Raw genomic sequence first — 13260 nt, 5'->3', positions numbered from 1 at the left:
CTACCCTATCGATCCTGACCGCGCACGATTTTCCGGACACGCTCCCAACGTTCCTTCACTCCGGCTTCGGCTCCGTGGGTGGTCGGCTGGTAGTACTCCGCATCGAGCACCGTGTCGGGCGCATACTGCTGGGTCGCGATGCCGAACGGCTCGTCGTGCGCGTACTTGTACGCCTCCCCGTGCCCGATCTTTTTCGCGCCCTCGTAGTGGGCGTCGCGCAGGTGTGGCGGGACGTTGCCGATCTTCCCGGCCGCGACGTCGGCGCGCGCGGCGAAGATGGCATTGGTGACCGCGTTGGACTTCGGCGCGACAGCGAGCGCGATCGTCGCGTGGGCGAGGGTGAGCTGGGCCTCGGGCATCCCGATCAGCTGCACCGTCTGGGCCGCGGCGACCGCGGTCTGCAGCGCCGTCGAGTCGGCCAGACCGATGTCCTCCGACGCCAGGATCATCAGCCGGCGGGCGATGAACCGCGGGTCCTCCCCCGCCTCGATCATCCGCGCCAGGTAGTGCAGCGCCGCGTCCGCGTCCGAGCCGCGCACCGACTTGATGAAGGCGCTGACCACGTCGTAGTGCTGGTCGCCCTGGCGGTCGTAGCGCACCGCCGCCTGGTCCACGGCGCGCTCGGCCGCCTCGAGCGTGATCTCACCGCCGGCGGCAGCGCCGGCCGCCGCTTCCAGATAGGTCAGCGACCGGCGCGCATCGCCGCCGGCGAGACGGACGAGATGGTCCAGCGCCTCTTCAGAGATCGTCACGGAGCCACCGAGCCCCCGCTCGTCTTCGAGCGCCCGCAGGAGTACGCCGCGGATGTCCTCGTCGGTCAGCGACTCGAGCCGCAGGAGCAACGAGCGTGACAGCAGCGGTGAGATCACCGAGAAGAAAGGGTTCTCCGTGGTGGCGGCGACCAGCGTGACCCAGCGGTTCTCCACGCCCGGCAACAACGCGTCCTGCTGGGCCTTGCTGAACCGGTGGACCTCGTCGACGAAGAGCACCGTCTCCTTGCCGGTCGCGACCAGCTCGGCCCGGGCGGAGTCGATCGCCGCACGGACCTCCTTGACCCCTGCCGAGACGGCGGAGACCTCGACGAAACGACGGTCGGTGGACTTGCTGACGATGCTCGCGATCGTCGTCTTCCCGGTCCCTGGCGGCCCCCACAGCAGCAGCGAGAGCGACTGACCACCCTCGACGACCTGGTGCAGCGGCGAGCCGGCCGCCTTGAGCGAGCTCTGGCCGACGAGCTCCTCGAGCGTACGCGGCCGCATCCGCACGGCCAGCGGCGCGGCCGCATGGTCGCTGTGGCTCAGCGACCCGCCGCGCGCGGCTCCGGCCGCAGCCCCCATCTCAAACAACCCGTCCACACGCCAACCCTAGTGGTCGGCGCCGACAGGGCACCGGCTCGGCCGGGCTTAGCCCGGCTCAGGCGCGGCCGAGGCTGTTGTTCTTCAGATCGAGCCACGTGTCGGCGTACCCCGGGCCGTCCCCCGGGACCTCTGCCGGGCTCGCCCCCGGGTCCGGGGCACCGAACTCGTCGACGCCGAGCAGCCGCGAGGTCACCGGCGTCTCCGGTACGTTCCCGGTCTCACCGGCGAAGTGGCAGGCCACCTTGTGGCGTTCGCCGATCTGCAGCAGCGGCGGCTCCACCTTGCTGCAGATGTCCTTCGCGATCGGGCACCGCGTGCGGAAGTGGCAGCCGGACGGAGGGTTGATCGGCGAAGGTACGTCGCCCTCGAGCCGGATCCGCTCCACCCGTCGGCCGGTGGACGCCTGCCGCAGGTCCGGAGCAGCCGAGAGCAGCGCCTGGGTGTACGGATGGTGCGAGCTGTTGTAGATCGAGTCACGATCACCGATCTCGACGATCTTGCCGAGATACATCACCGCGATCTCCGGGCAGAAGTGCCGCACGATCGCCAGGTCGTGAGCGATGAAGAGGAAGGCGATGTCGAACTCCTTCTGCAGATCCTGCAGAAGATTGATCACCTGCGCCTGGATGGAGACGTCAAGGGCGGAGACCGGCTCGTCGGCGACCATCAGCTTCGGCTGCATCGCCAGGGCTCGGGCGATCCCGATGCGCTGACGCTGACCGCCGGAGAACTCGTTGGGATAGCGGTTGTAGTGCTCCGGGTTCAGACCGACGATCTCCAGAAGCTCCTGGACCCGGGAGAGCACCTTGTCCTTGGGCACCATGTTGTGCACCTCGAGCGGAGTACCCACGATCGCGCCCACGGTGTGGCGCGGGTTCAGGGAGCTGTAGGGGTCCTGGAAGATCATCTGTACGTCGCGCCGAAACGGCGTGAGCTGCTTCTTCGTCAACGGCGCCAGGTCGGTGCCGTCGAAGTCGATGCTTCCGGTCGTGGGTTCGTACAGCCGGGTGATCAGCCGCCCGGTGGTCGACTTGCCGCAGCCGGACTCGCCGACCAGGCCGAGGGAGTTGCCGGCCCTGAGCTCGAAGGAGACACCGTCGACCGCCTTGACGTGCCCGATCGTGCGCCGGATGACTCCCGAGGAGTGGATCGGGAAGTGCATCCGGAGATCCTTGACGGTGAGCAGCGGAGGGCGACTCGGGTCGAGCTCGACGGCCTCGCGGGCCTCGACGACACCGTCACTTGGAGCAGGGGTGTTCATCTCGTCAGTTCTCCAGCTTCTCGGACGCGTCTGCGAAGATCTCGGGAGCCACCTCGTCGACATAGATCTGCTCGGGGTCGTGCAGGTGGCAGCGCTTGAGGTGCGCGGGGTTGCCCGCCAGCGGGAGGAACTCCGGCAGCTCGGTCTCGCACAGGTCTCCACCGACCTTGTCCTTGTGCGCACAGCGCGGGAAGAAGGCACAGCCGGCGGGCGGGTTGAGCAGGCTCGGCGGCGTACCTGGGATCGGGATCAGCTTCTGGTCGCTCCGCTCGTGCACGTCGGGCACGCTCGAGATGAGCCCCCACGTGTAGGGCATCGAGGGTCGGGTCAGCACGTCCTTGGTCGGCCCGAACTCGACACCTCGACCTCCGTACATCACGAGGACGTCGTCGGCCATCTCGGCCACGACGCCGAGGTCGTGGGTCACGATGATGATCGCGGAGTCGAACTCCCGCTGCAGGCTCTGCAGCAGGTCGAGGATCTGCGCCTGGACGGTCACGTCGAGCGCCGTGGTCGGCTCGTCGGCGATGATCAGGCCCGGGTCGTTGACCAGCGCCATCGCGATCACCGCCCGCTGCCGCATACCGCCGGAGAACTGGTGCGGGAAGTCGTTGACCCGACGGTCGGGCTGCGGGATGCCGACCAGATCGAGCATCTCGACCGCCCTCGCCCTGGCGACCTTCTTGGAGACGTTGTGATGGAGCCGGTAGGCCTCGACGATCTGGCTTCCCACCGTGAAGTACGGGTGCAACGCGGTCAGCGGGTCTTGGAAGACCATCGCCACCTCATTGCCCCGGATCCGCTTCATGGTGGCCTCAGAGGCGCCGATGACCTCGGCGCCGTTGACCTTGATCGATCCGGACATCCGCGTCGAGCGGGGGTCGTGCAGGCCGAGCACGGCCATGCTGGAGACGCTCTTCCCCGACCCGGACTCGCCGACGATCCCGAGGGTCTTGCCCTTCTCGACGGTGTAGCTCAGCCCGCTCACCGCCTGGACGAGCCCGTCATGGGTCGGGAACCTCACGGTCAGGTCGTCAACGACCAGGACCGGACCGCCCTTGGATGTCGAGGGATCGGCAGGCAGGAAGCTGTCGTCGATGGCGGTCATGCGAGCCTCACACGGGGGTCGAGTACGGCGTAGAGAAGGTCGACGATCAGGTTGCCGAGCACGATCAGGACCGCGGCGGCGGTGCCGGTGATGTTGAGCACCGGGAAGTCGATGGGGTTGCCGAGCGAGTTGATGGACCACCAGCCGATCCCGTCGATCTCGAAGAGGAACTCGGTGAAGACGGTGCCGGCGAGAAGGACGGCGAACTCCAGGCCTACGATGGTGGTCATCGGCACGATCGCTGCGCGGAGACCGTGCTTGAACACCACGCCTTGCTGGCTCATCCCCTTCGCTCGAGCGGTGCGGATGTAGTCCTCGCCCAGAGACTCCACCATGTAGCCCCGCATGTAGCGCATGTTGGCCGGCGCGTACGCGAAGGCGAGCACGACCCACGGCAGCAGCAGCCCCGAGGCCCACAGCACCGGGCTGTCGGTGAACGGGTGATAGCCGGTCTCGGGGAAGATGGACAGCTGGAGCACGAGGACGATCCAGGCGACCAGGGCCAGGACGTAGTAGGGAACGGCGGTGATGACCGTCGCGACACCGACCACCGCCCGGTCGAAGAACGACCCTCGGAAGCGTGCCGCGAGCGACCCCAGGGTCATCCCGATGATGACGTAGAGGAGCACAGCCCCGACGGCCAGCGACACCGTCGCCGGCCACTTCTCGACGAACTGCGGCGTCACGGGCTGCCGGCTGCCGTAGGAGATCCCGAAGCAGGGCGCCTCGCACATCTGCTCGCCCTGGTAATACATCTCCCGGTCGACGAAGAGACCCTTGACGAAGCGCGAGTAGTTGACCACCAAGCCGTCGTTGAGCCCCATCTGCTCCCGGATGGAGTTCAGCTCCGCCGCGGTGCAGCGTCCGCCGGTCTCCTCGCACAGGGCGGAGGCGGGGTCGCTCGGCCCCTTGAAGAACAGGGTGAAGGTCACCATGGAGACCAGCACGACGACGAGGAACGCCGTCATCAAGCGCCGGACTATATAGCCAAACATCAACGAACTCCTGACCGGTCAGCACCGGCTACGGCATGGCGGGTGGATAGGGACGAGGGGTGGTGGGGACCGAGGAGGCCTCGGCCCCCACCAGTGCTACGAGCAGGTCACTGCAGGACGTGCAGCTGCTTGTAGGTCGGGCCACCCATGGTGTTGTCGATCTTGTGGCCGCCGATCTTGGAGCCGTGCGACTGCACAGAGCCACCCTGATAGGTGACGACCCACGGGTAGTAGGTCTCCATGACATGCTGGTCGAGCTCGCCCCAAGCCTTGGGCTGGTCCTCGATCGGCATCGCGAGGATCTCCTCGACCTTCTTGTCCACCTCCGGCTCGGAGAACTTCGCGCGGTTGGAGCCGTAGGAACCGGTCGACTTCCAGTCGACGGTGGTCAGCAGCGGCGGGAACCACGAGCCACCCGAGGGCCAGTCGGAGAACCAGCCCATGCTGTGGTACGAACGCACGTTGATGTCGGCCTCCGGGTCACGCTGGAAGTCGGAGAACTTCGCGTCCGGCACGTTGACCGAGGTGACCTTGAAGCCGGCCTTGGTGAACGCGTCGGTGTAGAGGTCCTTCAGCTTCGGCCAGATGCCGTCCGGGTCGTCCTTGGACCAGGCGAACTTCAGCTCGTAGCCGACCGCGCCGGCCTCCTCGAGCAGCTTCTTGGCCGCCTCGGGGTCGGTGGTGCCGGGCTCGACACCCAGCGGGTTGTCGTAGGTCTGGTAGCCCGGGGTGCCCGGAGGCATGATCGTGTTCGCCGGGTTGGCGGTCAGGCCCTCGATGTAGCCGGCAGTCCGGTAGAACTCCTGGTACGGGAAGGCCAGGCCGATGGCCTTGCGGATCTGGATGTCGGTCACCTTGGTGTAGTCGGGTGCGAGGTACGCGGTCAGGGGGCTCGACCCCGTCACGATGCGGTCCTCGGCCTCAGACTTGAACTTCGGGTAGTTCTCAGCGTTGATGTCGTCCATCGTCATCGTGGTCTGGTCCGAGCCCTTGTCGGCCAGCATCCGTGCGTCGACCTTGTTGGTGTCGAGCATGAAGTCGAAGACGTACTCGTCCGGGTAGGCGGTGCGGGCCGGGTCGGTCTCCGCGTCCCAGTTGGGGTTGCGCTCGAGGACGAGCTTCTTGGAGCGCACGTACTCCTTGACCTTGTAGGGACCGGTGGAGACGATCTTGTCCTCGTAGGTCGCCGGGTCTGCGCCCTCCGGGGTCGGCGTGAACAGCGGGAAGTACGCGTAGGCGGGCAGGTCCGCGAACGGCTTGGTCGTCTTGAACACGAGGGTGTGGTCGTCGGTCGCCTCGACACCGTCGATGTCGACACCCTGCGGCTCTGCCTTGCCGTCCTTGACCTGGTCGCCACCGACCAGGAAGTCGATCAGGTAATTGCCCGGGAAGTCGCCGTAGGTGTCGACGTCCATCGACGCCTCGACGGTTCGCTCGATCGAGCTCGCCGTGACCTCGTCGCCGTTCTCGTCCTTGATGCCCTCACGCAGGTTGAAGGTCCACTCGGTGTAGTCCTCGTTGGGCGTGCCCAGGTCCTTGGCCAGGTCGGGCACGAGCACCATCGAGTCCGACTCTTCGTCGTACTTGTACTGGGTCAGCGTGCGCGACAGGAAGGCGCCGTGGATGGCGATGGTCGAGGCGTAGTAGGCGTTGCGGGGGTCCATCGTCTGCAGCTCGGTGGAGCTGATGACGTTGATGCTGCCACCCTCCTTCGCGCCCTTGATCTCCACCGGGCCCTTGGCGTCGGGGTCACGTCCGCTGCCGGCGGCACCGGCTTTCTCATTGTCGATCTTGGTGTCTTCAGCCGGGCCACCGGTGCTTCCGCACGCAGCGAGTGCCAGCATCAGACCTCCCGCGGTGATGCCCACCAACGGTGTCTTGAAACGCATGGATCTCTGCCTTTCCTTGGGGTTTCGTCTCTCTCCGACAAGGCCTGACCGCATAGAAGGACTATCGGCGAGTCTTGGGGTCGAACGCGTCACGGACGGAGTCACCCAGCAGGTTCAGCGCCAGCGTGATGACCACAACCGCCCCGACGGGCGTCCACAGGTACAGCGGGTAGGTGTCCCAGTAGCCCCGAGCCTCTTGGACGAGAAGACCGAGCGTCGGGGTGCCACTGACCCCGAGCCCGAGCAACGTGAGTGCGACCTCGAGCGCGACCGCGGTTGGCACCGCGACCGAGAACCAGACCACCAGCGGAGCCACCAGGTTCGGCAGCAGCTCCTTGAACAGCACGCGGCGCATGGGTACGCCGATCACCTCCGCGGCCAGGATGAACTCACGCTCGCGCAGTGAGATGACCTGGCCACGTACCAGACGAGCCAGGCTCATCCAGCTGAAGATGATGAGGAAGATGATGAGCCCGATGAACGACGCCACCGCGAGGCCGACGTCGTTCTGGGAGAACGCGTTGCCGATGATCGGGCTCAGCGCCATCGCGAAGAAGAAGAACGGGAAGGCCAGGAACAGGTCGATCACGAACGACAGGATCCGGTCGAGCCAGCCGCGTGAGAAGCCGGCCGCGAGCCCGATCGTAGTGCCGATCAGCAGCGCCGAGAAGGCCACCACGGCCCCGATGAACAGCGAGTTCCGTACGCCGTAGAGCAGGCGTGCCAGGTTGTCGTTGGCCTCCTTGGGCGAGATGCCCAGGGGGTGGTTGGGGTCGAATCCGTAGTAGGGCGGGCCCGTGACCGGGTAGCCGAACTGGTCGGTCCACTCCGCGGCGTTCAGCGAGCCTGGCTCACGGCGCTCGTGGATGTCCAGGATCGAGGTGATCACCGGGGCCAGCACGGCCAGCGCGATGACGACGACGAGAACGGCGATGCACACCACCGCGGTCTTGTCCTTGCGCAGGCGGCCCAGCGCGATCTGTGTCGGGGACTTCCCGACGATCGCAGCAGACTTCTCGACCGGGACATCGCCAGGCTCTGGCGTCTCGGCCTCGAGGCGCGCCATGGAAAGGCTCATCTGCATGTTCTCCGTTCGGTGTCGGGGCGCTCAATGACCCCAGACCTGCCATTCCGCGCAGCCCCGGACCAGCGCGCTGCCTCAAGTTATGGCAAGTCCCGACGATTCGGGCGACACTCAGATAACGGTTAGATACCGACTGTGACCTGTGACACACCTGTAACAAAGACGGCCCGCAGCCGTAGGCTGCGGACCGTCTTTCGTAATCTGTTCGAGATGCGGAAGATTCTCAGGCGCGACTTCCACCGGTGGTCGAGCTTGTCGAGACCCGACAGGTCTCAGGCGCGACCCCGCGAGTTGTTCGCCAGGTCGTACCACGTGTCGGCATACCCCGGGCCGTCGCCCGGCACCTCGGCCGGGCTGGCACCCGGGTCCGGCGCACCGAACTCGTCGACGCCCAGAAGCGGCGCGGTGACCGGCTTCTCCGGGTGCTGGTGGAGCTCACCCGGGAAGTGGCAGGCGACCTTGTGCTTCTTGCCGATCTGCAGCAGCGGCGGCTCGACCACGGAGCAGATGTCCTTGGCGAAGGTGCAGCGGGTGCGGAAGTGGCAGCCCGAAGGCGGGTTGATCGGCGAAGGTACGTCGCCCTCCAGCCGGATCCGCTCACGCCGGCCGCCGACAGCAGCCTGCTTCACGTCGGGCACCGCGGAGAGCAGCGCCTGGGTGTAGGGGTGGTGGGCGTGCTCGTAGATCGACTCGCGGTCACCGATCTCGACGATCTTGCCGAGGTACATCACCGCGACCTCGGGGCAGAAGTGACGGACGATGGCCAGGTCGTGGGCGATGAACAGGTAGGAGATGTCGAACTCCTTCTGCAGGTCCTGCAGAAGGTTGATCACCTGAGCCTGGATCGACACGTCCAGCGCGGAGACCGGCTCGTCGGCCACGAGCAGCTTCGGCTGCAGCGTCATCGCCCGGGCGATGCCGATGCGCTGGCGCTGGCCGCCGGAGAACTCGTGCGGGTAACGGTTGTAGTGCTCGGGGTTCAGCCCGACGAGCTCGAGCAGCTCCTGGACCCGGCCGAGGACCTTGTCCTTCGGCACCATGTTGTGGATCCGCAGCGGTGCGCCGATGATCGAGCCGACCGTGTGCCGCGGGTTCAGCGACGTCGACGGGTCCTGGAAGATCATCTGGATCTCGCGACGTATCGGCTTCAGCTTGTGACCCGGGTAGTCAGCGATATCGGTGCCCTCGAAGTTGATCGACCCTCCGGTGGGCTTGTAGAGCCGGGTCACCATCCGCCCGGTCGTGGACTTGCCACAACCGGACTCACCGACGAGACCGAGGGCACTGCCCTTGGCCACCTCGAAGGAGACCCCGTCGACGGCCTTGACGTGACCGACCGTACGCCGGATCACGCCGCTGCCCTTGACCGGGAAGTGCATCTTCAGATTCTCGACGGAGAGCACCGTCTCCGTGCTCGCCGGTGCGACCGACGCCGCGGTGGCAGTCGTGGTGTCGCTCATTAGTCCTCCACCAGGTCAGGGGCGATCTCGGGCAGGATCTCTGCCTCGTAGACCTCGTCGGCGTTCTTGATGTGGCAGCGCTTGGTGTGATTGCCACCGCTGGTTGCCGGCGTGAGATCCGGGAGCGTCGTACGGCACAGGTCACCACCCACCTTCGCCACGTGGTCACAGCGCGGCTCGAAGGCACATCCCGGCAGCGGGTTGAGCAGCGAGGGCGGGTTGCCACGGATCGGCAGCAGCTTGGCCTCGGTCGACGCGGTCAGGTCCGGCACGCTGGAGAGCAGACCCCAGGTGTAGGGCATCTGCGGGTGGGTGAGGATCTCCTTGCACGGGCCGTACTCCACCGCCCGGCCGGCGTACATCACGAGTACGTCGTCGGCCATCTCGGCAACCACGCCGAGATCGTGGGTGATGATGATGACGGCCGCGTCGAAGTCGCGCTGCAGGTCCTGGAGCAGGTCGAGGATCTGCGCCTGGACGGTCACGTCCAGAGCGGTGGTCGGCTCGTCGGCGATGAGCAGGCTGGGGTTGTTGATCAGCCCCATCGCGATCATCGCGCGCTGCCGCATACCACCGGAGAACTGGTGCGGGTAGTCGTCCACGCGACGGTCGGGCTGCGGGATGCCGACGCGGTCGAGCATCTCGATCGCGCGCTTGCGTGCCTCCCGCTTGGTCACGTCGTTGTGGACCTGGTAGGCCTCCATGATCTGGTTGCCCACGGTGTAGTACGGGTGCATCGCGGAGAGCGGGTCCTGGAAGATCATCGCCACCTCGCGACCGCGACGCTTGCGCATCTCCTCGTCGCTCACCTTGAGCAGGTCGACCCCCTCTAGCAGGATCTCGCCGCCGAGGATGGCGTTGGTGCCGCGGTGCAGCCCCATGATCGCCGAGCTGGAGACCGACTTGCCGGAGCCGGACTCACCGACGATGCCGAGCGTCTTGCCGCGCTCGAGCTCGAAGGTGAGGCCGTCGGTGGCCTTGACGATGCCGTCGGAGGTGGAGAAGTGGACCTTCAGGTCCCTCACCGAGAGGAACGCGTTGTCGCCTGGTGCCTTGCTCATCTGGCCGTCGCCTGGCGTCTCGGAAAGCTCAAACATGTCTTAGTCCCTCTCAGCCGACACGAACGCGCGGGTCGATGTATGCATAGAGAACATCGACAACGATGTTCGCAAGAATGACGAAGGACCCGGCAATCAGCACCACTGCGACCAGCACCGGGAGGTCGAACGCCGCGTTCGCCTGGATCGTCAGCAAACCCAACCCCGGATAGTTGAAGACGCGCTCGGTGATGATCGCTCCGCCGAGAAGCGTCGCGAAGTCGAGACCGGCCATCGTGACCAGCGGTGTCAGGGCAGCACGCAGTGCATGCTTGAAGACGACCTTCTTTCGCTGCAGCCCCTTGGCGTTCGCGGTGCGGATGTAGTCCTCGGTCAGCGACTCGAGCACGAATGCGCGCGTCATCCTGACGTAGCCCGCAAGGAACAGCAGAGCGAGGGTCAGCGCTGGAAGCAGCAGGTTTCCGAACCACTCCACCACGCCGCCATCAGCGATCTGCGTGTATTTCGGATATGGGAACACGCCCCATTTGATCGCCACGTAGTTGAGCAGAAACACTGCGATCGCGAAGCTGGGAAAGGCGTAGATGACCAGCGTGGCACCGACGATTCCTCGATCGAGGAACGAGCCCTGCCTCATTGCTGCCAGGATGCCGAAGAGCACACCGCCGATCAGCCACAGGACAAGCGCGACCACGGAGAGCGAGATCGTCACCGGCAGCGCTTCGCTGACCATCTCGTTGATCGTCTTCGCATTGAAGTTCGAGAAACCGAGACAGGGCGCCGCACAGTGGGTGACCTGCTCGGGCGCAGCCTCGCGCTGCGCCTCGTCCAGCGGGAAGTCACGGCCCGCGAAAAGCCCTTTGATAAAGCCGGCCCACTGCTCCACCACTGGCTTGTCATAGCCCAGTGCTGCGCGAGTGATATCGCGCTGCTCCTCGCTGCAGTTCTTGCCGCACGCGTAGCGCGCGGCGTCGATCGGCGTAGCGAAGAACAACGTGAAAGTGACCAGCGTCATCGCCAGAATGAGGACAACCCCCATCAGACACCGGCGCACGACGTATGCCCACATCGGACGAACTCTCCCATTCAAAGTCTATTTCAGAACTCGCGCTGACCTGAAGCGGTCAAGGCGACTCACGCCTGTTGGCGCATCTGCCCGGTGGTGGGTCGCCTCATCTCTGCGACGACCCACCACCAAGCGGAATGATGCTGTTGCGAACCTCAGCCGAGGATCACTGCTTCACGCCGATGAGCCCCAGCTCGGGGTAGGAGCTCGATGCCGGCGTGGTGGTGAACCCAGTCACCTTGGACCCGTAGAGCCAGTTGAACTTGGAGATGTCCAGCGGGATGTACGCGACCTCTTCGCCCAGGACGGCGTCCGCCCCCTGGAGCGCCTTGGTCTGCGCGTCGAGGTCGGTCGCCTGGGCGGCCTCGTCGACCTTGGCGTTGAACGCCTTGCTGTTGTAGCAGCCGTAGTCGTTGTTGCAGTTGGTCGCAGAGATGTTCGGACGACCGTCGAACAGCGGCGGAAGCACGGTGTTCGCCGACGGCCAGTCAGCACCCCAGCCGCCCCACATCAGGTCCGAGTCCTTGTCGGGCTTGCCGATGACGTCGTAGTACGTGTCCGTCAGCGGGTCCAGGGTGACCTTGAACCCAGCCTCGTCCCACTTGGCCTTGAGCACGGCGAAGGCCGCGTCATAGGTCGGGGTCTGCTGGTAGGTGACCTTCAGCGGGTAAGGCAGCTTCTCGCCGGACTCGGCGAGGAGAGCCTTGGCCGCCTCGACATCGCCGGCCTCGTCGATGTCCTCGAACGCCGGGTTAGGAGTGGAACCGTTGACCGAAGGGTTGATCAGGGTCGACGCGGGAGCAGAGTACTTGTCCCCACCGTTGGCCTTGATGTACCCGGTCTTGTCAACCGCAGCGGCGATCGCCTGGCGGACCTTCAGGTTGGTGACGGTCTTGGCGTTCGGCACCAGGTAGTTGACGTACGGCGACTCGACGTTCTTGTAGCGCTCCTCAACGGGGCCCGCGACCTGCGAGATCATCGAGGAAGGCAGACGAGACGCCGTGATGGCCGACTGGTCGTCGCCGGCGTCGGCGACGAGACGACGGTTGATCGTCTCGGCAGCCTCGTCAGAGCCGTCGATCGAGAACGCGATCTTGTCCGGCAGCGCCTTACGGAGCTCGTCGGGGCTGTCGGTCTTCTCGTCGTAGTTCTCGTTGCGAACCAGGGTCGCACCCTTGTTCTTGTCCCACGTGCCGCCCTCGACCTTGTAAGGACCGTTGGCGAAGACCTTCCACAGGCTCTTGGCGCCCTCGTCCTCGGACTCCTTGTACGGGTCCGTCGACATCAGGCTGGCCGCAGCGAGCGGGAAGTCCGCCCACGGCTTGTTGAAGTGGTAGGTGATGTTCGTGCCATCACACTCGATGGCCTTGTCGAACTCCGCCTGCTGCGCCGGCGTCGCCTTGTACGGGCCGGGGTAGGTCGGCACGCCGTCCTTCTGCGGGACGTCGAGGTAGCTCAGGATGTAGTTCGGGCCACCGGTGATGATGTCGTTCGCGAAGACTCGGGAGGCGCCGTAGCGGAAGTCCTCACACGTGATCTCGGAACCGTCTTCCCACTGGATGCCGTCCTTGAGCGTGAACTTCCACTCGGTGGAGTCCTCGTTCGGGGTGCCGGTGTCGGTGGCAAGGTCGGCAACCGGGGTGTTCCCGGTTTCCTCGTCCTCGGCCATGGGGAACGCCACCAGGCCGCGGTAAACGGTGCGGCGGAAGCTCGACAGCTGAACGCCCAGGTAGATCCGCTGTGGGTCCATGCTCTCCCACGGCGAGCCCAGCAGGTAGTTCAGCGTCCCGCCCTTCGTGCCCTCCGCACCAGCGTCGGAGTCCGTGTCGGACCCCGATCCGCAAGCGGCCAGGCTGAGTCCGAGTGCTGCAGCCGCGGCTACGGCGACGACACTCCTCAACTTACTTCCCATTTTGTGTCCTCCTTGGGATGCGCGACGAACTGCCGCACGTTTCAACGCCGACGGTGTCGGCAGGAACAA

10 protein-coding genes are annotated in these 13260 nt (G+C 65.7%); all 10 read right to left on the bottom strand.

The window, feature by feature from the left end:
• Positions 1-5: 5 nt before the first annotated feature.
• The gene (locus tag IEY84_RS16800; protein ID WP_183550826.1) at positions 6-1337 is read right to left on the bottom strand and encodes a replication-associated recombination protein A; all 1332 of its coding nucleotides are present in this window, start codon (positions 1335-1337) and stop codon (positions 6-8) included.
• Between the two features lie 76 nt (positions 1338-1413).
• Entirely contained in the window at positions 1414-2619 is a 1206-nt protein-coding gene (locus tag IEY84_RS16795) for an ABC transporter ATP-binding protein (protein WP_183550625.1), read from the bottom strand.
• Between the two features lie 4 nt (positions 2620-2623).
• A complete protein-coding gene (locus IEY84_RS16790) occupies positions 2624-3727 on the bottom strand; it encodes an ABC transporter ATP-binding protein (protein ID WP_183550628.1) in 1104 nt (367 codons plus the stop codon).
• Positions 3724-4722 carry an ABC transporter permease gene (locus tag IEY84_RS16785; RefSeq protein WP_260174027.1) on the bottom strand — a complete coding sequence of 333 codons (999 nt, stop codon included), beginning with the start codon at positions 4720-4722 and terminating at the stop codon, positions 3724-3726. Before IEY84_RS16785 ends, IEY84_RS16790 begins: the two co-directional genes overlap by 4 nt.
• A 107-nt stretch (positions 4723-4829) precedes the next feature.
• Positions 4830-6611 (bottom strand): ABC transporter substrate-binding protein, encoded by a 1782-nt coding sequence (locus IEY84_RS16780; RefSeq protein WP_183550634.1) that lies wholly within the window; start codon positions 6609-6611, stop codon positions 4830-4832.
• A 61-nt stretch (positions 6612-6672) separates the two neighbouring features.
• Positions 6673-7689: an ABC transporter permease gene (locus IEY84_RS16775; RefSeq protein WP_183550637.1), complete on the bottom strand. Its 1017-nt coding sequence runs from the start codon at positions 7687-7689 to the stop codon at positions 6673-6675.
• 278 nt (positions 7690-7967) lie between these two features.
• Positions 7968-9155, bottom strand: a complete 1188-nt coding sequence (locus IEY84_RS16770) for an ABC transporter ATP-binding protein (RefSeq protein WP_183550640.1) — start codon at positions 9153-9155, stop codon at positions 7968-7970.
• Positions 9155-10216, bottom strand: coding sequence for an ABC transporter ATP-binding protein (locus IEY84_RS16765; RefSeq protein WP_229788750.1), 1062 nt, complete (start codon positions 10214-10216; stop codon positions 9155-9157). The genes IEY84_RS16770 and IEY84_RS16765 overlap by 1 nt, the downstream gene beginning before the upstream one ends.
• 49 nt (positions 10217-10265) lie before the next feature.
• Entirely contained in the window at positions 10266-11282 is a 1017-nt protein-coding gene (locus IEY84_RS16760) for an ABC transporter permease (protein WP_183550646.1), read from the bottom strand.
• Between the two features lie 163 nt (positions 11283-11445).
• On the bottom strand, positions 11446-13191 hold the full coding sequence (locus IEY84_RS16755) for an ABC transporter substrate-binding protein (RefSeq protein ID WP_183550649.1): 1746 nt from the start codon (positions 13189-13191) through the stop codon (positions 11446-11448).
• Positions 13192-13260 lie beyond the last annotated feature (69 nt).

It is taken from the genome of Nocardioides albus, from assembly GCF_014648255.1.
GTDB classification, from domain to species: domain Bacteria; phylum Actinomycetota; class Actinomycetes; order Propionibacteriales; family Nocardioidaceae; genus Nocardioides; species Nocardioides albus.
This window is presented reverse-complemented; position numbering and strand designations above follow the sequence as displayed.

What these genes read in the sequence shown, in the direction of transcription:
- IEY84_RS16800 (WP_183550826.1), bottom strand. Translation starts at nt 1,337, where the DNA reads ATGGGGGCTGCGGCCGGAGCCGCGCGCGGCGGGTCGCTGAGCCACAGC.
- IEY84_RS16795 (WP_183550625.1), bottom strand. Translation starts at nt 2,619, where the DNA reads ATGAACACCCCTGCTCCAAGTGACGGTGTCGTCGAGGCCCGCGAGGCC.
- IEY84_RS16790 (WP_183550628.1), bottom strand. Translation starts at nt 3,727, where the DNA reads ATGACCGCCATCGACGACAGCTTCCTGCCTGCCGATCCCTCGACATCC.
- IEY84_RS16785 (WP_260174027.1), bottom strand. Translation starts at nt 4,722, where the DNA reads ATGTTTGGCTATATAGTCCGGCGCTTGATGACGGCGTTCCTCGTCGTC.
- IEY84_RS16780 (WP_183550634.1), bottom strand. Translation starts at nt 6,611, where the DNA reads ATGCGTTTCAAGACACCGTTGGTGGGCATCACCGCGGGAGGTCTGATG.
- IEY84_RS16775 (WP_183550637.1), bottom strand. Translation starts at nt 7,689, where the DNA reads ATGAGCCTTTCCATGGCGCGCCTCGAGGCCGAGACGCCAGAGCCTGGC.
- IEY84_RS16770 (WP_183550640.1), bottom strand. Translation starts at nt 9,155, where the DNA reads ATGAGCGACACCACGACTGCCACCGCGGCGTCGGTCGCACCGGCGAGC.
- IEY84_RS16765 (WP_229788750.1), bottom strand. Translation starts at nt 10,216, where the DNA reads ATGAGCAAGGCACCAGGCGACAACGCGTTCCTCTCGGTGAGGGACCTG.
- IEY84_RS16760 (WP_183550646.1), bottom strand. Translation starts at nt 11,282, where the DNA reads ATGTGGGCATACGTCGTGCGCCGGTGTCTGATGGGGGTTGTCCTCATT.
- IEY84_RS16755 (WP_183550649.1), bottom strand. Translation starts at nt 13,191, where the DNA reads ATGGGAAGTAAGTTGAGGAGTGTCGTCGCCGTAGCCGCGGCTGCAGCA.